Raw genomic sequence first — 17,607 nt, 5'->3', positions numbered from 1 at the left:
TTCGATGGAGCCGGTGGGCATACCGGGTGCCGACCACTTCACCGGACCCGATCGCACCATGCCTGTTCATCTTCTTTCGCCCTCCCGCTCGCCGCTCCCGCCGTTGCGCCGCACGGCGTCGGCCCACGCGCTGCGCGCCGCCCTGCTGGCCTTGCCGGTGGCGGTGGCCGCGGCAACCGCCCTGCCCGTGCAAGCCCAGGACACGGCCCCGGCCACGCGCGACTACGCCATTCCCGCCGGGCCCCTGAGCACCGTGCTGAGCCAGTTTGCGGGCCAGGCCGGCATTCTTCTGTCCGCCAACGCCGCCGTGACCTCCGGCGTCGTCAGCCCTGGCGTGCGCGGCCGCCTGAGCGTGGGCGACGGCCTGGCGGCGGCCCTCGCCGGGACCGGCCTGCAGGCGGTGCGCGGGCCGGACGGAATCTATGCGCTGCAGACGGTCGCTGGCGGCCCCCCCATGTCGGAGGTACGCGTGACCGGCCAGCGCACGGCCATGCTCGCCCCGGTGACCGTCACGGCCAGTGGGGCGGAGGAATCGAGCAAGGGGCCCGGCACGGGCTTCGTGGCCCAGAGCGCCACCGGAGCAACCAAGACCGGAACCTCGCTGCTCGACACGCCGCAGTCGATCTCGGTCGTCACCCGAGGCCAGATGGAGGCCCAGGGCGCCACCACCCTGGTGGAAAGCCTGCGCTACACGCCGGGCATCGTGGCGCAGTACGGCAACACCGACCTGCGCTACGACTGGCTCACCCTGCGCGGCTTCACGCCCCCGGCGCGCTATCTGGACAACCTGCGCCTGCCCTTCGGTGCGCGGGGCTACTCGCAGCCCCGGATCGAACCCTGGGGCCTGGAGCGGACCGAGGTGGTGAAGGGCCCGTCGTCGGTGCTCTATGGGCAGGCCGCGCCGGGCGGTTTGATCAACATGGTCAGCAAGCGCCCCACCGGCGAGCGCGTGCGCGACATCGAGCTGCAGGCCGGCAGCCACCAACGCCGGCAGGCGGCGATCGACATCGGCGGCAGGGTGGACGAAGAAGGCGTCTGGAGCTACCGCCTGGTCGCCCTGCGCCGCGAGGCCGACACCTCGTTTGACCATGTGTCCGAGAAAAAAACCTACCTGGCGCCGTCGCTGGCATTTCGTCCCAGCGATGCGACGCAGATCACCCTGTTGGGCCAGTGGCAGTCGCTCGATTCACCCGGCGGCGGCGGAGCGCCCGCCCTGCCGGTGTCGGGCACGCTGGACACCAGCCGCTATGCCGCGTTGCCGACCCGCGCCTTCGTCGGGGAGCCCGCCTTCGACCGCTATCGGAACCGCCAGCGTTTCGTCGGATACGAGGCGGAGCACCGGCTGAACGACCAGACCACGCTGCGGCAGAACCTGCGCTACGGCAAGGTCACGGCGGAAACACGCCGCATCCAGGCGTTCTGCCAGACGGCCTGCGATCCCTCCGCGCTGGGACGCTACGCCTGGGCGTTTCCCGAACAGGCCGATCTGCTGACCGTCGACACGCAGGCGCAGTTCAACCTCCGCAGCGGCTCCGTGGCCCATACCGTGCTGGCAGGCATGGATTTCTCCGATGAAAAGGCCACCTACGACGAGAGCAATCTCCGCGTGCTGGCCACGCCCTTCAATGCCTACCAGCCTGTCTACGGCACCGACAGCGGAGTGGTTCCTTCAGTCGCCACGCACATAGCGCAAAAGCGCAGGCAACTGGGGTTCTATCTGCAGGACCAGATGCAGTGGGACCGCTGGATCGGCGTGTTCGCTGCCCGCCATGACCGTGCCGACACGGACACCCGGACGTCCACCCTGGCGACGGGCCGTACCGTGACGACCGATCAAAGCGATGGCAAGTTCACCGGGCGCGCGGCCGTCATGTACACGCTGGACGCAGGCGTGGTGCCCTATGTGAGCTATTCGACCTCGTTCCAGCCCGCCACCGGCACCGACCGGCTCGGTGCGGTGTTCCGCCCCACCACCGGCCGGCAGATCGAGGCGGGCGTGAAGTACCAGCCGGTCGGGTCCACCGCCTTGTTCACCGCAGCCGCGTACCAGCTGACGCAGCAGAACGTGCTCACGCCCGACCCGCTGAGCCGTTCGTTCAGCGAGCAGACGGGTGAAGTGCGCGTGCGCGGCCTTGAACTGGAAGCCCGCGGCCCGGTGGCCCGGGGGCTGGATGCCGTCGCGTCGTATGCCTACACCGACAGCCGCGTCACCCAAGCCCAGCCGAATGCCGCTGGCGTGAACATCCAGGGCAACCGGTTCGCCTTCGTTCCGCAGCAGCAGGCCGCGCTGTGGCTTGACTATGCGGTGCAGGGCGAAGCGTTCGCCGGCCTGTCGCTCGGAGGGGGCGTGCGCCATACCAGCACCACCTTTGGCGATACGGCCAATGTGTACCGTGTGCCCGGCGTCACGCTGTTCGACGCCGCCGTGCGCTGGGACCTGGGCCGCCTGCAGCCTGCATGGAAGGGAGTGCGGCTGGCATTGAACCTTGCCAACCTTGCCGACAAGCGATACGTGGCGTCCTGCCTGGCATCGGCAGGCTGCTACTACGGCGAGCGCCGCACGGTGTACCTCACCGCACGCTACAGCTGGTAGGTCGTTCCTCGGAAAACGGCTTGGAGCTTACGACATAACCCCATGCATCTTTTGCATGGATTTCCCCGGTGTCTGACAGACACGCGGGGGGTGGGTTCATAAAATCGTCATCCCAGCCGACCCGTGGAAGGCTCGGTGCCGGCGCTCCCTGAACGCACCGGCCGCCACTCCATCCACCCGCCGACTGAGCATCCAGCCGTTTTCTCAAAGGCAGCGCTCAGGAGTCTCGACAGCGTGCGCCGGCAGGCCGACGACCACCGCTTGGGCGGTGCGTGCGCTTCCTTTGAAAAGACCGTTTTTCAACCTTAGGAAGCTCCCCGATGAACGCACCCACCATGCAAGGCCTCGACCTCCACGCACCCGCATACGTCAAGAACGCTCGGCTGGTCGCCTGGGTCGCCGACATGGCCGCCCTCTGCAAGCCCGCAAAAATCCACTGGTGCGACGGCTCGCAGCAGGAGTACGACAGCCTCTGCCAGCAGCTGGTGGACGCCGGCACGTTCAAGAAGCTCAACCCCGCCAAACGCCCCGGCAGCTACCTGGCCTGGTCCGACCCGTCGGACGTGGCCCGCGTGGAAGACCGCACCTACATCTGCTCGGCCCAGAAGGAAGACGCCGGCCCGACCAACAACTGGATGGCCCCGGACGAGATGCGCGCCACGCTGCAGCCCCTCTTCGACGGCTGCATGGCCGGCCGCACGATGTACGTCGTGCCCTTCAGCATGGGGCCCCTGGGTTCGCCGATCGCGCACATCGGCATCGAGCTGTCCGACAGCCCCTACGTGGCCGTCAACATGAAGATCATGACCCGCATGGGCCGTGCGGTGTACGACGTGCTGGGCGTGGAAGGCGACTTCGTTCCCTGCGTGCACACCGTGGGCGCGCCGCTGCAGGCCGGCCAGCAGGACGTGTCCTGGCCCTGCAACAAGACCAAGTACATCGTGCACTACCCCGAGACGCGCGAGATCTGGTCGTATGGCTCCGGCTACGGCGGCAACGCGCTGCTGGGCAAGAAGTGCTTCGCGCTGCGCATCGCCTCCACCATGGGCCGTGACCAGGGGTGGCTCGCCGAGCACATGCTGATCCTGGGCGTCTCCAACCCCGAGGGCAAGAAATACCACGTGGCCGCCGCCTTCCCGAGCGCCTGCGGCAAGACCAACTTCTCGATGCTGGTGCCGCCGAAGGCCTTCGAGGGCTGGAAGGTCACCACCATCGGCGACGACATCGCCTGGATCAAGCCCCAGGCCGACGGCTCCTTGCGCGCCATCAACCCCGAGGCCGGTTATTTCGGCGTGGCCCCCGGCACCAACTACCACACCAACCCCAACTGCATGGCCAGCCTGGACCGTGACGTGATCTTCACGAACGTGGCGCTGACCGACGACGGCGACGTGTGGTGGGAAGGCATGGAAAAGGACACCGGCAAGCTGCCCGACCACCTGATCGACTGGCAGGGCAAGGACTGGACGCCCCAGATCGCCAAGGAAACCGGCGCCAAGGCCGCCCACCCCAATGCCCGCTTCACCGTGGCCGCCACCAACAACCCGGCCCTGGACCCGGCCTGGGACGACCCCAAGGGCGTGAAGATCGACGCCTTCATCTTCGGCGGCCGCCGCTCCACCACCGTGCCGCTGGTGACCGAGGCCCGCGACTGGCAGGAAGGCGTCTACATGGCCGCCACCATGGGCTCCGAGACCACCGCCGCCGCCTTCGGCGCGCAGGGCGTGGTGCGCCGCGACCCGTTCGCCATGCTGCCCTTCATGGGCTACAACATGAGCGACTACTTCCAGCACTGGCTGAACCTGGGCGAGAAGATCGCCGCCTCGGGCGCCGCGCTGCCGCGCATCTACACCACCAACTGGTTCCGCAAGGATGAGGCCGGCAAGTTCGTCTGGCCCGGCTACGGCGAGAACATGCGCGTGCTGAAGTGGATGATCGACCGCATCGAAGGCCGCGCTACCGGGCAGGAAACCGCCTTCGGCGTGGCGCCGCAGTACGGCGAGATCAACTGGACGGGCCTGGACTTCACCGGCGAGCAGTTCGACACCGTGACCCGCATCGACCGCGCCGCCTGGGCCGACGAGCTGAAGCTGCACACCGCGCACTTCGACCAGCTCGCCTACCACCTGCCGGCGCAGATGCTCAAGACCAAGGCCGCCCTGGAAGAGCGCCTGGGCGCCTGACCTGCACCCTCTGCCGCCCACCGCCCGCAGGCGGCAGCCGAAGCCCCGCACCACACCCGTGGCCGGGGCTTTTTAGAGCCCGTTCGCTGATCCAGTGGGCGCCTGCAGCTATGAAAAATATAGCAGCACCAATGCATTGGCGCTGCGCGAGCGACCCTTGCAACGCCAGGTTGCCGTGCGCCTGCGGCGCCTTGCCGCTGCGCCGATGCAGCCTGGGGGACGCGGCGGCCCACCACGAAAAAAAGGGCACCCCGCGGTGCCCTTCGTTGCGTCCGATCCCCGGGCCACGGCCCGTGGGATGGTCTGGCGGATCAGTAGTAGCGGCGGATGTTGTCCACGGCCATGCCGTTCATGGCGCGGCTCAGGTCGGCCATGATGCGGGCGTCGCGCAGGGCGGCGTTCCAGGTGCGCTCGTCTTCTTCCTGGCGGCGCAGGGCTTCGGCCCAGTGGGCGTACTGCACGCGCAGGCTGGCAACCGCGCTGCGGGCCGGGCCGGCCAGCAGGGCCAGGGCCACGAACGCCACCATCCACAGCACCATCCAGGCGGCCAGCAGGTGGCCTTCGCCCCAGGTGTCGATCACCTGGTTGGCCACCACCAGCAGCGACGCCACGACGGCGGCGAGCAGCAGGGAAGCGCCGACACGGGCGCCGTTGAATTGAGCGACGAAGTTCTTGACGGTGGCGACGGCGTTTTCAGCGCGTTCCACGCCAGGATGTTCGGTGCGATAGTCGACTTGGACGAAGCTGGTCATGATGAGTACCCTTTTTAAGCCGCTTGTGGCGAAATTGCCGGGCTGATGGGCTGTATCTTAGGGTTTACCCCAGATAGACTCCACTTTATATTTTGAATCTCAGTCATTCACATCAGTGATGATTCAGCCATGCAGCCGCTCAACTTCCGCACGTTCGATTTGAACCTGCTGCGGGTCTTCGACGCGGTGATGTCCGAGCGCAACCTCACCCGGGCGGCGGAGCTCCTGTCGCTCACCCAGCCGGCCGTGAGCAACGCGCTGCGGCGCCTGCGCGACGCGCTGGGCGACGATCTGCTGGTGCGCCGCGGCCAGGGGGTGGAGCCCACGCCGAGGGCCCTGGCGCTCTGGCCGGCAGTGCGTGCCGCGTTGGCGCAGTTGCAACAGTCGCTGGCGCCCGGCGCGTTCGATCCGGCCACGGCCAACACCACCTTCGTGCTGGCCATGGCCGACGCCACCGGGGCCACGCTGATCCCGCCGCTGATCGAGATCGTGGAGCGCGACGCGCCCGGCGTGTCGCTGCGCGTGGTGCCACTCACCACACGCGACCCGCGCCGCCTGCTGGACGACGAGGCCGCCGACATGGCCGTGGGCTACTTTCCGGCCGTGATGGCCGACCTCACGGCGCGGGCGCAGTCGGGCAACCTGGTCGCCTACGAAAGCACGCGGCTCTACGACGGCGAATACGTGTGCGTGATGCGCCAGGGCCATCCGCTGGCGCGGGTGCCGCTCACGCTCGACCGCTTCTGCGCGGCACGCCACCTGCTGGTGAGCTTCTCGGGCCGGCCCTACGGCTTCATCGACGAGTCGCTGACCGCGCTGGGACGCGAGCGGCGCATCGTGCTCACCGTCAACCAGTTCTTCACCGCCGGCCGGGTGGTGGCCGCGAGCGATCTGCTCACCGTGCTGCCGCGCCACTTCGTCGGCGTGGCCAGCCTGAAGGACGAGCTGGTGTGGCGCCCGCTGCCCATGCCGCTGCCCACCGTGCACGTGGATGCGCTCTGGCACCACAGCCGCCGCCACGACCCGGCGCACCGCTGGCTGCGGCAGGCGATGGAACAGTCGGGCTTGCGCAGCGGCGCGCCGCATGAATCGGTACCGCCGCCACAATCGGACGCATGAAGATTCAACTGCTGTCCGACCTGCACCTGGAGACGCACCCGCATTTCACCGCCACGCCTGCGCCGGGCGCCGACGTGCTGGTGCTTGCCGGCGACATCGGCTCCTACCAGCAGGGCTCGATGCTCGCGGACGAGGACTTCGGCCTGGCGCGCTTCTCGCCTCTGCCCCAGCACGCGGGCTGGCCCGTGCCGGTGCTGTTCGTTCCCGGCAACCACGAGTACGACGCGCAGGACTTCGACGCCGCGCAGGACCGGCTGCGCCGCACCTGCGAGCGCCTGGGCATCGTCTGGCTGGAGCGCGAGACGGTGGTGCTGCAGGGCGTGCGCTTCGTCGGCACCACGCTCTGGAGCGACTTCGACGCGCTGGCCGGGCAAGAAGGCAGCGCGGACGCCACGCGCCGCCTGCGCCAGCGCGACAAGGCCTTCCGCGCCGCCAATTTCTACCTGAAGAAGACCGGCGGCACCCGCGCGGGCGAGCCCTTCCTGGCCGAGCCGATGCGCGAGGAATCGCTGGCCTGCCAGCGCTGGCTGCGCGATGCGCTCGCCGCGCCCTGGGCGGGCGGGCCGACGGTGGTCGTCACCCACTTCGCGCCCAGCCTGCGCAGCGCCGACCCGCGCTACGGCCTGGTGCCGGGCACGGCGGGCTTTTGCAATGCGCTGGACGATCTGCTGCCGCAGGCCGACCTGTGGCTGCACGGCCACCTGCATGCGCCGAGCGACTACACCGTGCAGGGCACCCATGCGGACGGCTCGCCCTGGCGCTGCCGCGTGGTGGCCAACCCGCTGGGCTATGCGCGCAAGGGCGAGCAGGCGGCCTTCCAGCCGCACGGAACCGTGACCCTCTGAACGACCGCCCCGGCCGCAGGCTCGGTCAGGCGCGTGCGGCGAGGCCCGACAGGCAGCTGTCCACCGCCCAGTCGACAATCTGCGCGTCGCTGTAAGTGCCCCGGTCGCGCAGCAGCCTGAGCATGGGGTCGGCGGCCCGGGCGAAGATGGCGCACATCACCACGTCCGAAGGCAGGGCCGGGTTGATCTGGCCGGCCTGCTGCGCCTGCTCGATCCAGCCGATCACCAGCCCGTGCAGGTCCCGCAGGGCCGCCTGGTACGCCTCGCAAGCCTTCAGCGGCCCGGCCAGGCCGGAATTGCGGCTGAGCATCAGCGGCATCTCGTCGGTGAGCTGCAGTTCCAGCAGCCAGCGCAGCAGGGCGCGCATGCGCTCCAGCGGCGGCAGGCTGGCCGGCAGCTCCCGCAGGAACCGGGCGGCCCGGTCCACCACGTGCACCATGGCGGCCGCGCAGAGTTCGTCCTTGCCGGCGAAATGCTTGTACAGACTGGCCTTGGCGATGCCGACGGCGCAGGCCACGTCGTCCACCGTCATGGCCTCGAAGCCTTTCTTGCCCATCAGGCGGCTGGCGGCGGTGACGATGGCTTCCTCGCGCGCCTGGTGCATCTGCTCCTTGAAGGAGCGGCGGAGCTGAGGGATGTTCATCACACCGATCTTATCGATAGCCTCTGTCATCGCGCTGTCAAGACCCCACAGGCTGATACATGCTGTTGCAAGAGCGTCACGGGCGGGCGGCCCGCAGCGTCAACGGGGCGGCGACAGCTGGCGCGCGGCGGCGCCGGTCAGGGCTTCGGTCAGCGCGTCCAGCACCTGCGACTCGAGGTTCCAGCAGTGCCAGTACAGCTGCACGGGCAGGGCCTGGCCCGCCGCCAAATCCACCAGCCGGCCCTCGGCCAGCAGCGGGCGGGCCAGCAGCTCGGGCACCACGCTCACGCCCCAGCCGGCGGCCACGGCGCGCACCTGGCCTTCGGAGCTGGGCACGAAGAGCTGGTTCAGCGCCACGCGCTTCAGGCCGAAGGTGCGGGCGACGAACTCGGCCTGCAGGTCGTCCTTGCGGTTGAAGGCGATGAACGGCACGTCGCGGAAGTTGTGCGCCGTCAGGCCCTGCGGCAGGTAGCGGTTGGCGAGGTCGGGCGAACCGACCGCCACATAGCGCATGGCGCCCAGCGGCAGCACCTTGCAGCCGCGCAATGCGCTCCCCAGCGTGGTGACGCAGCCCAGCACCTGGCCGGAGCGCAGCCATTCCTGGGTGAAGTCCTGGTCGTCCGCGATGATCTCGAGCGGCAGCCGCTGGCGCACCAGGCCCTGCAGCGCGTCGAGCGCCCAGGTGGCGATGCTGTCGGCGTTGACGGCGATGGAGATGCGCTCGTCCTCCCGCCCGCCGCCCGGCGCGCTGGGCGCCAGCTCCTGCAGGTCGCGCTCCAGGTCGGCGCGCAGCAGGCGCAGCTGCTTGGTGTGCTTGAGCAGCAACTGGCCGGCGGTGGTGGGCCGCAGCGGCCGGCTGCGCACGATCAGCACAGAGCCGACCTGCGCCTCCAGCGCGCGCAGGCGCTGCGACACGGCCGACTGGGTGACGTTGAGGCGCTGAGCGGCGCGCTCGAAGCCGCCTTCTTCCACGATGGCGGCCAGGCACTCCAGCGCGGCGGGGTCATAGGTGCTCATGGCGTGCCTTCGATTAGTTCTGCTGATGAAATCGGAGCAAGTTTAATTTTGCTTTTATTTCCCGGCAACGCGCAGCACACTGCCCAGCCATGAAAACCCTCGTTCTCGGCGCCGGCATCATCGGCATCTCCACCGCCTGGCACCTGCTCGAGCGCGGCCACGAAGTCATCGTCGTCGACCGCCAGCCGGACGCGGCGCTGGAGACGAGTTTCGCCAACGCGGCGCAGATCTCGGTCAGCTACTGCGAGCCCTGGGCCAACCGCAGCGCGCCCTGGAAGGCGCTGAAGTGGATGTTCGACAAGGAGGCGCCGCTGCTGTTTCGCCCGCAGCTCGACCCCGAGCAATGGCGCTGGTGCCTGAAGTTCCTCGCGCAATGCAATGACGCGGCCTTCGAGCGGAATGTGCAGCAGATCGTGGCGCTGGGCGCCTACAGCCACGCCGCGCTGAAGGACGTGGTGCGCGCCACCGGCATCGAATACGACCGGCTGGAGCGCGGCATCGCCCACTTCTACACCGACCAGGCGGCATTCGACGCCGCCGGCCATGCGGTGGACGTGATGCGCCGCCACGGCGTGCAGCGCCGCCTGGTCAGCCGCGACGAGCTGCTGCAGATCGAGCCGGCCTTCCGCGCCTATGGCGACCGCATCGCCGGCGGCACCTACACCCGCACGGACGAGAGCGGCGACGCCCGTGTCTTCACCCAGGCCCTGGCCCGGCGCTGCGCCGAGCGGGGCGTGCGGTTCCTCTACGGCCATGACGTGGTGCGGCTGAACCAGGCCGGCGGCGCTATCGAATCCGTAGCAGTCCGCGCCCGTACCATGGGCGGTGCGGGCACGAAAGACCTGCAAAACCTGGCGGCGGACGCCATCGTCGTGGCCTGCGGCTCCTACAGCGCGCCGCTGCTGCGCAGCGTGGGCGTGCACCTGCCGATCTACCCCGGCAAGGGCTACAGCGCCACCTTCCCGCTGCTGAAGGCCGAGGGCGCGCCCATGGTCTCGACCATCGACGACGGCAAGAAGATCGCCATGAGCCGGCTGGGCAACTTCCTGCGCGTGGCCGGCACCATCGAGCTGGGCGGCTACGACCTGTCGCTGGACAGCCCCCTGGCCCGCGCGCGCTGCCACATGCTGTCGCGCCGCATCGAGGAAATCCTGCCCGGCGTGTGCGACACCCGCACGCCCGAGGAAGGCGGCAACCCGCAGTACTGGACGGGCCTGCGCCCGGCCACGCCGACCAACATCCCGTTCATCGGCCGAACCCGCGTGGGCCGGCTCTGGGTGAACGCCGGCCACGGCACGCTGGGCTGGACGCACGGCGCCGGCTCGGGCAAGGCGATGGCCGAGCTCATCAGCGGCGAGCGCCCGGCGATGGCCTTCGGCTTCCTGGGCATGGATGCGCCGCGTCGCGGCCCGGCCGCCACCGCGCTGGCGGCCTGAACCGGCGAAGCCGCCTCGCCTTTCAGGCCGGGCGCGGCCCCGGCACGCCGTCGTCCACCACGAAGCGCGCCTGGGTGGCGATGCCGCTGTCGGGCCGCGCCACGTCGTCCACCACCCGCAGCGTGGTGGTCCAGCGCTCGGGCGTGATGTCCGCCACGGCATAGCCGCGCTGCTCGGGCCGCGCCAGCAGGATGTGCGGGTTGCGGCGCACGATCTCGGCGGCCCGCTCCGGTGGCACCCGGCTGAGCGAGGTGATGGAGGTGCCGCAGAACTCGCTCGCGATCACGGGCGAGCGGGCATCGGCGAAGTCGGCCAGCACCCGGCAGACATAGTTCTGGTGGATGTCGCCGCCCAGGAAGACGGTGTTGCGCGGCCCGGCGGCCCGCAGCGCGTCCAGCACGCGCTGGCGGCTGGCGGGGTAGCCGTCCCAGGTGTCGGTGCCGAAGCGCTCGGCGGGCGGCTGCGCCGTGTTGCGCTGCGAGAACAGCGTCTGCTGCGCGATGACGCTCCAGCGCACGCCGCCGGCCGCGTCCTGCGCCAGGCCCTGCGCCAGCCAGCGCTCCTGGTCGGCCCCGAGCATGGAGCGCGCTGGCTCGCGCAGCTCGCCGCAGCGCGTGGGCGACACGGAACCCTGCGCCGCGCCGCCCGCCGGCCGGCAGGCCTGCCGATCGCGGTACTGGCGCGTGTCCAGCACGTGGAAGTCCATCAGCCGGCCCCAGGCATGCCGGTCGTGCACGCGCACGCCGTCCAGCGTGCCCAGCCCCGCCAGGCCGCGCCGCAGCGCCGAGGCGCGCAGCGGCATGTTCTCGTAGAACGCCTGGTAGCCGGCATTGCGCCGCGCGAGGAAGCCGGCCGCCGCGTCCACGCCGCCCAGTCCGCCCAGTCCGGCCAGTCCGGCATAGTCGTTCTGCACCTCGTGGTCGTCCCACGTCACCAGCCACGGACAGGCGCGGTGCGCGGCCTGCAGCGCCTCGTCGCTGCGGTAGAGCGCGTAGCGGTCGCGAAAGTCCTGCAGCGTGGTGGCGACCGGCAGGTCGTGCGTGCGCACGGGGGGCGGCTCGGGCGGCACGGGCGGCCGGCGCGGCATGGCGTACTCGTAGATGTAGTCGCCGAGGAACAGCACCAGGTCCACGTCTTCCTGCACCAGATGGCGGTAGGCCGCGTAGTGGCCCTGCTCCCACCGCTGGCACGACGCGAAGGCCAGGCGGGCGTGGCGCGGCATCTCGTGCGGGGCCGGCGCGGTGCGCGTGCGGGCCGGGGGCGTGACGGCGTCGCCATGCAGGAAGCGATAGAAGTACCAGCGGCCGGGCGCCAGGCCCGCCACCTCGACATGCACCGCATGCCCCAGCACGGCCAGCGCCTGCGCCTGGCCCTGGCGGACGATGCGCCGGAACGCCTCGTCCTCGGCCACTTCCCAGCGCACGGTCAGCGTGCCGGGCAGGGCATCGGCCGCCGGAGCGGCAGGGGGGGCAGCGACGCGGGTCCACAGCACGAAGCCGTCCGGCGTCGGTGCGCCGCTCGCCACGCCGAGCGGGAACAGGTCGCGCTGGCGCAGGGTGGCCGACCAAGCCCAGCGCGGCATGGGGGTGGCAGCGGCAGCGGCGGCGGCGATGCGGATCAGGTCACGGCGGTGCATGGACAGGCCCGTGGAGACAGGCTGGAAAGGGTGGGCGCGGAGGTAGCCCGGATTTTCCACCCCGCAGGCGACGGCCGGTGACCGTCTGCCCGGCCGGAACGGACTTTCCTTCCCCAGGCCGGCCTGGGCCCGCGCCGACGGGATAATCGGGGCTTCGACGCGCCACGGCGCCGGGAGCGGGACGACGTTCCCGGCATCCGCCGCCAAGCCCGCGCACCGGCCTCTCATGCACCGCGGCGGCCTGCCCGGCCGGCGCGTTCCCTGCCACATTCCTGCAACCCGATGACAACTGACTTGAAGCAATTGCTGGCCGCTCGCGCCGCCCTGGAAGCGCAGATCGCGCAAGCCCGCACCGTGGAATCGAAGGCGGCGCTGGCCCAGATCCACGCCTGGATCGACGACTTCGGCTTCACGGCCCAGCAGGTCTTCCCGTGGAAGGCCCCGGCCACCCAGAAGGTGGCGGCCAAGTACCTGGACGAGAAGACCGGCGCCACCTGGACCGGGCGCGGCAAGCCGCCGGCCTGGATCCAGGGCAAGAACCGCGACGACTTCCTGATCGACAAACCCCGGCAGGAGCCGCAGAGCCAGGCACCGCTGCTGGCCGAGATGGCGGCCGCGGCCTATCGCAACCAGCGGCGGTAGGCCGTCGCCGGCCGGGCGCCGCACGGCGGCCCCGACATTCGCGCTGCGCCGCCCGCTTTGGTGCAGGCTCAAGGTGTCGGGCGCGGGGCTCCATCCCGCGCCAGATGGGTGCCCATCCAGCGCAGCAGGTCGCGCCACATCTGGCGCACCTGGCCGTCCTCGGGCATGCGCAGCTCGTGCTGCAGCTCGATGGTGACCACCGGCATGCCCTGGCGCACGCTGCCGTAGTGGCCGAGCGAGCCCGGGAAGATGCCCAGCTGATCGAGGCGCAGCCGGCCCAGCCGGCTGGGCGGCGGCACCGGGCCGTCGTAGTCGAGCACGCCGTAAGGGGCGTGGATGCTCACCACCAGATCGGGAGCGAACTGCTCCATCTGCGTGTAGAGGAACCGTGATTCCGGCTCGGACAGCGGTTCGGGGCCGGGCCAGCGGCGCGGGTCGCGGCGGGTGCGCTTTTCCCAGTAGATGGGCGCGTCGCTCTCCCAGTTCGGGGTGGGAAAGTTGCGGTTCAGATCGACGCCCCGGGCGTTCACGCGCGTCGGCTGCCGGGCCAGCAGGCCGTCCGGGTTGAGGATGGGAAGAAAACGCCAGTGCACCGGCAGGTTGGAGCCCGCATCGCGCACCTGCGCTTCGGCCAGACCCACCCAGCGCAGCGCGAGCGAGGCCGACGTCAGCTCGTCACCATGCATGGCGCCCACCACCAGCACGCGCAGCGGTTCGGCGCCGCCGCCAGCAGCGCGCGATGCGGGCGGCGGCCCCACGTCGCGCCCATAGAGCGGCGTGCCCCGCACCGACGCCGCGCCGCCGTCGGCCAGGCGCGCAGCGGCGCAGGTGGCCGCGTCGATGGTGGGCAGGCGCTTGAGGAAGCGCTGGCAGGCGGCGGCCGCCGCTTCGGGTGACGCGGCCTGGAGCGGCGCGGCCGGGCGCGCGGCGCCCTGGCCGGCCGCCGGCGAAGCAGGGGCCGTGGCACCCGGGGGCGGCGCGGCCTGGGCCGAGGCGGCGCCGGCCTGCGGCAGGGCGCGGGGGCCGAGCAGCTGCAGCGGTGCATCTGCCCCTTTGGCGAAGAGCGCCGCGCCCACCGGGCCGCGCGCGATGGGCTCGCCTTTCTGCCACGACGGCTGCAGGTGCCAGCCGCCCCAGGCCAGCGCGATGGCGGCGAGCGCGGGCCCGGCCCAGCGCCATGCCTGCGCGCCGCTGGCGCGTGGCGCGGCGCCGGGCGCCGCCGCCGGTCCCCTGCCCGGCCGCATCAGTGCAGCACCCGGCCCGACGCCTCGGCCAGGAAGCCGAGCAGCGCGCCGTCGAAGTTGTCGGGGTCTTCCAGGGGCGGCCAGTGGCCGATGTGGGGCAGGGACAGGTGGCGCGCATCGGGCAACACGTGCGCCAGCGCCTGCAGGGCTTCGGGCGGGGTGCACCGGTCCTGCGCGCCGCCGACGATCAGCACCGGCACCTGCACGCGGGCCAATTCGGCGGCGCCGCGCGAGAAGGTGGGCAGGGCCTGCAGCGCCCGCCGCCAGGCCGAGGGGTTGACCTGGCTCAGCGCGTGGCTCACCAGCCGCACGCCCTCGGGCAGCGAGCCGGTGCCGACCTGGCGCGGCACCAGGCTTTGCGCGATGGCCTCCATCGACGCACCCGACTGCAGCGCGGCCAGGCGCGGCGCCACCCAGGCGGCCTCGCTGGCGGCGTCCAGCGCGGGGCCGCCGGCGCACAGCACCAGCCGGCGCACGGCCTGCGGCTGGCGCAGGGCCACTTCCAGCGCCAGCATGGCGCCCAGGCCATGGCCGACCAGCGTGACGGCGCCGCCCTGCAGCGCCTCGATCAGGCGCAGGCAACTCTGCGCCAGGCCCATGAAGCCATAGGGTTCGATGGGCGCGCTGTGGCCGTAGCCGGGCATGTCCCACGCGACGGCGCGGTAGCCGGCGCTGGCGAGGGTTTCGACCTGGGGAGCGAAGCTGAGGTGGCTGCCGTCCGCGTCGTGCAGCATGAGCACGGTGTGGCCGGAGCCGAGGGTGGTGAAGTGGGGAAGAAGAGCCATGGACTACAGAGTGGGAAGCCGGCGGCCCGCGCCGTGGGGAGGGGCCACCGGACCATAATAGCCCACCCTTTTCCCTGCCGCCGCGCACGCCGCGCCGCCACCCGCCACCCGTGAATTCCCCGACGCCCGCCTCCCACGCCGCCCGCCCGCCGGGTTTCTCACCGCGCGAGTTCCGCGACGCGTTGGGCATGTTCGCCACGGGCGTGACCATCGTCACCGCGCGCGCGGCCGACGGCACGCTGGTGGGCATGACGGCCAGCTCGTTCAATTCGGTATCGCTCGATCCGCCGCTGGTGCTGTGGAGCCTGGCGCACCGGGCGTCGTCGCTGGCCGCGTTCGCGGCGGGCTCGCACTATGCGATCAACGTGCTGGCGGCCGGCCAGCAGGCCCTGGCCGAGCGCTTCGCCACGCGCGGCATCGACCGGTTCGCGGGCGTGGACCACGCGCCCGGCGTGGCCGGCGCGCCGGTGCTGGCGGGCGCGGTGGCGGTGTTCGAATGCTTCAACCGCAGCCAGTATGTGGAGGGCGACCACACCATCTTCGTGGGCGAGGTGGAGCGCTGCAGCCACCTGGCAGGCGTCTCGCCGCTGCTCTACCACGGCGGCATGTTCTACGCCGAACTGCCGCTGGGCGCCGCGCCGCAGCTGGCGAGCGCAAATCAAAAATGATAGCAGCAGGCGCTTATTCCATAAGCGCCAGAGCCCATTTCAACCTGCAAAACAGCGGCTCGGGGGCTATTTCGCCGCGTCGGGCAGCTCGATCTTCACCTCGAGCACTTCCAGGTTGTCCTGGCGCTCCAGGTGCACCTTCAGGTCGTCGGGGCTGATCTTCACGTACTTCGAGATGACGGCGACCAGCTCGCGCTGCAGCGCCGGCAGGTAGTCGGGCTCGGCGGCGTTGCGGCCGTTGCGCTCGTGCGCCAGGATGATCTGCAGCCGCTCCTTGGCGACGCTGGCGGTCTTCTTCTTTTCGCCCAGGAGGAAGGAGAGAAACGATGCCATGCCGGTTACCTCCCGCCGAAGATGCGCTTGAAGAAGCCGGGCTTTTGTGCGTCGATGAAGCGCAGCGGCTTGTCTTCGCCCAGGAAGCGGGCCACCACGTCCTTGTAGGCCTCGGACACGTCCGAGCCCTGCAGGTGCACGGCCGGCGTGCCCTGGTTGGAGGCCTGCAGCACGCTTTCCGATTCCGGGATCACGCCGATCAGATCGATGCGCAGGATGTCCTGGATGTCCTCCAGGCTCAGCATCTGCCCGTCCTGCACGCGGCCGGGGTTGTAGCGGGTGATGAGCAGGTGCTCCTTGATCGGCTCCTTGCCCTCGATGGCGCGTTTGGTCTTGCTGCCCAGCATGCCCAGGATGCGGTCGGAATCGCGCACCGAGGAAACCTCGGGGTTGGTCACCAGCAGCGCCTCGTCGGCGAAGTGCATGGCCATCAGCGCGCCGCTCTCGATGCCGGCGGGCGAGTCGCAGACGATGTACTCGAAGTCCATTGCGGCCAGGTCGTTCAGGATCTTCTCGACGCCGTCCTGCGTGAGCGCGTCCTTGTCGCGCGTCTGGCTGGCGGCCAGCACGAACAGGTTGTCGCACTGCTTGTCCTTGATGAGGGCCTGGTTCAGGTTGGCCTCGCCCTGGATGACGTTGATGAGGTCATAGACCACGCGGCGCTCGCAGCCCATGATGAGGTCGAGGTTGCGCAGGCCGACGTCGAAGTCGATGACGGCGGTCTTGTGGCCGCGCAGGGCCAGGCCCGATGCAAAACTGGCACTGGTGGTGGTCTTGCCCACGCCTCCCTTGCCGGAGGTCACGACGACGATTTTGGCCATGGTGTGCTGATTCCCTGCGTTGGTGATCCGAAGCTACGGATGGTTCTAAGTCAAAAAAAAGGGGGGTGGCTTCAGAGCGGCTCGATGAGCAGCTTCTCGCCTTCGAGCCGCACCTGGGCCGGCTTGCCGCGCACGTTCTCGGGCAGCTCGGTCTCGGTGGTGCGGTAGATGCCGGCGATGGAGACCAGTTGCGGCTCCAGGCAGGTGCTGAAGATGCGCGCCTCGGTATTGCCCCGCGCACCGGCGATCGCCCGGCCGCGCATGGGCGCGTAGATGTGGATGTTGCCGTCGGCGATCACCTCGGCGCCGAAGCTGACCACCGCCATCACCACCAGGTCGCCGCCCCGGGCATAGACCTGCTGGCCCGAGCGCAGCGGCTTGTCCACCACCACGGTGGCGGGGCCGGCCACCGGCACCGGGGCGGGCACTTCCACTTCGCGCACGACTTCACGCACCACTTCGCGGGCCGGGGCGGCCGGCGCGGCGGCAGCGCGTGCGGGGGCGGCTTCCGGGGCGGCCACCAGGCCGGCGGCCAGCGCGGCCTGCATCTGCTCGGGGCTGCCGCCGCGGGCGGCGACGGGCCGGGTGCGCAGCGCCCGCAATGAGGCGGTCAGCGCGGCGAAATCCACCGGCTCGGCCGCGTCGCGCACGCCCGCCAGGTCGATCAGCACCGGGTCGTTGTCGAAGAATTCGGGGTCGTCGGCCAGGCGTGCCGCCAGATCGGCGGCCAGCACGGCGGCGTCGGTCGTGCGCAGCGCCACCGCCACCACGGGCAGTTGGGCGCTCTTGAGGTCAAAGCTGGTGCGGGCGGCGCCCGCCGTGTCAACGGCCATGGAAGAAAGGAGTGCGAAGGACGCGGCTCAAAGCGGCGAAGTTTACCGTCACCAGGG

The 17,607-nt window shown here is 70.6% G+C and carries 16 protein-coding genes; 7 read left to right on the top strand and 9 right to left on the bottom strand.

Annotation, left to right across the window (positions count from 1 at the left end; genetic code table 11):
- Positions 1 to 58 precede the first annotated feature (58 nt).
- Together ABWV53_RS16330 and ABWV53_RS16325 are read left to right on the top strand one after the other, a co-directional pair.
- Positions 59 to 2,593 carry a TonB-dependent siderophore receptor gene (locus tag ABWV53_RS16330; protein ID WP_353367208.1) on the top strand — a complete coding sequence of 845 codons (2,535 nt, stop codon included), beginning with the start codon at positions 59 to 61 and terminating at the stop codon, positions 2,591 to 2,593.
- Positions 2,594 to 2,913: 320 nt separating this feature from the next.
- The gene (locus ABWV53_RS16325) at positions 2,914 to 4,776 is read left to right on the top strand and encodes a phosphoenolpyruvate carboxykinase (GTP) (protein WP_353367207.1); all 1,863 of its coding nucleotides are present in this window, start codon (positions 2,914 to 2,916) and stop codon (positions 4,774 to 4,776) included.
- 311 nt (positions 4,777 to 5,087) lie between these two features.
- On the opposite strand, the gene ABWV53_RS16320 is transcribed toward ABWV53_RS16325, so the two are convergent.
- Positions 5,088 to 5,528, bottom strand: coding sequence for a hypothetical protein (locus tag ABWV53_RS16320; protein ID WP_353367206.1), 441 nt, complete (start codon positions 5,526 to 5,528; stop codon positions 5,088 to 5,090).
- Positions 5,529 to 5,657: 129 nt separating this feature from the next.
- On the opposite strand from ABWV53_RS16320, the gene ABWV53_RS16315 reads away from it, so the two are divergent.
- Together ABWV53_RS16315 and ABWV53_RS16310 are read left to right on the top strand one after the other, a co-directional pair.
- Positions 5,658 to 6,647, top strand: a complete 990-nt coding sequence (locus ABWV53_RS16315) for a LysR family transcriptional regulator (protein ID WP_353367205.1) — start codon at positions 5,658 to 5,660, stop codon at positions 6,645 to 6,647.
- Positions 6,644 to 7,492, top strand: a complete 849-nt coding sequence (locus tag ABWV53_RS16310; protein WP_353367204.1) for a metallophosphoesterase — start codon at positions 6,644 to 6,646, stop codon at positions 7,490 to 7,492. The genes ABWV53_RS16315 and ABWV53_RS16310 overlap by 4 nt, the downstream gene beginning before the upstream one ends.
- Before the next feature lie 25 nt (positions 7,493 to 7,517).
- Here the strand turns inward: ABWV53_RS16310 and ABWV53_RS16305 are convergent, their stop codons facing one another.
- Both ABWV53_RS16305 and ABWV53_RS16300 read right to left on the bottom strand, forming a co-directional pair.
- Positions 7,518 to 8,135, bottom strand: coding sequence for a TetR/AcrR family transcriptional regulator (locus tag ABWV53_RS16305; RefSeq protein WP_353367203.1), 618 nt, complete (start codon positions 8,133 to 8,135; stop codon positions 7,518 to 7,520).
- 99 nt (positions 8,136 to 8,234) lie between these two features.
- A complete protein-coding gene (locus ABWV53_RS16300) occupies positions 8,235 to 9,152 on the bottom strand; it encodes a LysR family transcriptional regulator ArgP (RefSeq protein WP_353367202.1) in 918 nt (305 codons plus the stop codon).
- Between the two features lie 89 nt (positions 9,153 to 9,241).
- Here ABWV53_RS16300 and ABWV53_RS16295 point away from each other — a divergent pair, with 89 nt between their 5' ends.
- Entirely contained in the window at positions 9,242 to 10,588 is a 1,347-nt protein-coding gene (locus ABWV53_RS16295; RefSeq protein ID WP_353367201.1) for a D-amino acid dehydrogenase, read from the top strand.
- A 22-nt stretch (positions 10,589 to 10,610) separates the two neighbouring features.
- On the opposite strand, the gene ABWV53_RS16290 is transcribed toward ABWV53_RS16295, so the two are convergent.
- A complete protein-coding gene (locus ABWV53_RS16290) occupies positions 10,611 to 12,224 on the bottom strand; it encodes an alkaline phosphatase D family protein (RefSeq protein WP_353367200.1) in 1,614 nt (537 codons plus the stop codon).
- A gap of 282 nt (positions 12,225 to 12,506) precedes the next feature.
- On the opposite strand from ABWV53_RS16290, the gene ABWV53_RS16285 reads away from it, so the two are divergent.
- Positions 12,507 to 12,866 (top strand): H-NS histone family protein, encoded by a 360-nt coding sequence (locus ABWV53_RS16285; protein ID WP_353367199.1) that lies wholly within the window; start codon positions 12,507 to 12,509, stop codon positions 12,864 to 12,866.
- A 68-nt stretch (positions 12,867 to 12,934) separates the two neighbouring features.
- Here ABWV53_RS16285 and ABWV53_RS16280 read toward each other — a convergent pair whose 3' ends face one another.
- Both ABWV53_RS16280 and ABWV53_RS16275 read right to left on the bottom strand, forming a co-directional pair.
- Complete coding sequence (locus tag ABWV53_RS16280) at positions 12,935 to 14,110, bottom strand: M14 family zinc carboxypeptidase (protein ID WP_353367198.1); 1,176 nt, start codon at positions 14,108 to 14,110, stop codon at positions 12,935 to 12,937.
- Positions 14,110 to 14,895 (bottom strand): alpha/beta fold hydrolase, encoded by a 786-nt coding sequence (locus ABWV53_RS16275; RefSeq protein WP_353367197.1) that lies wholly within the window; start codon positions 14,893 to 14,895, stop codon positions 14,110 to 14,112. The genes ABWV53_RS16280 and ABWV53_RS16275 overlap by 1 nt, the downstream gene beginning before the upstream one ends.
- A 188-nt stretch (positions 14,896 to 15,083) precedes the next feature.
- On the opposite strand from ABWV53_RS16275, the gene ABWV53_RS16270 reads away from it, so the two are divergent.
- Positions 15,084 to 15,563 (top strand): flavin reductase family protein, encoded by a 480-nt coding sequence (locus ABWV53_RS16270; RefSeq protein WP_353367471.1) that lies wholly within the window; start codon positions 15,084 to 15,086, stop codon positions 15,561 to 15,563.
- Between the two features lie 66 nt (positions 15,564 to 15,629).
- Here the strand turns inward: ABWV53_RS16270 and minE are convergent, their stop codons facing one another.
- The 3 genes from minE to minC form a co-directional block, all read right to left on the bottom strand.
- Complete coding sequence (gene minE, locus ABWV53_RS16265) at positions 15,630 to 15,896, bottom strand: cell division topological specificity factor MinE (protein WP_056669510.1); 267 nt, start codon at positions 15,894 to 15,896, stop codon at positions 15,630 to 15,632.
- 5 nt (positions 15,897 to 15,901) lie between these two features.
- Positions 15,902 to 16,717, bottom strand: a complete 816-nt coding sequence (gene minD / locus ABWV53_RS16260; RefSeq protein ID WP_056669508.1) for a septum site-determining protein MinD — start codon at positions 16,715 to 16,717, stop codon at positions 15,902 to 15,904.
- A gap of 71 nt (positions 16,718 to 16,788) precedes the next feature.
- On the bottom strand, positions 16,789 to 17,550 hold the full coding sequence (gene minC, locus ABWV53_RS16255) for a septum site-determining protein MinC (protein WP_353367196.1): 762 nt from the start codon (positions 17,548 to 17,550) through the stop codon (positions 16,789 to 16,791).
- Positions 17,551 to 17,607 lie beyond the last annotated feature (57 nt).

The sequence above is a fragment of the Acidovorax sp. FG27 genome, assembly GCF_040365715.1.
Classification (GTDB): domain Bacteria; phylum Pseudomonadota; class Gammaproteobacteria; order Burkholderiales; family Burkholderiaceae_C; genus Paracidovorax.
This window is presented reverse-complemented; position numbering and strand designations above follow the sequence as displayed.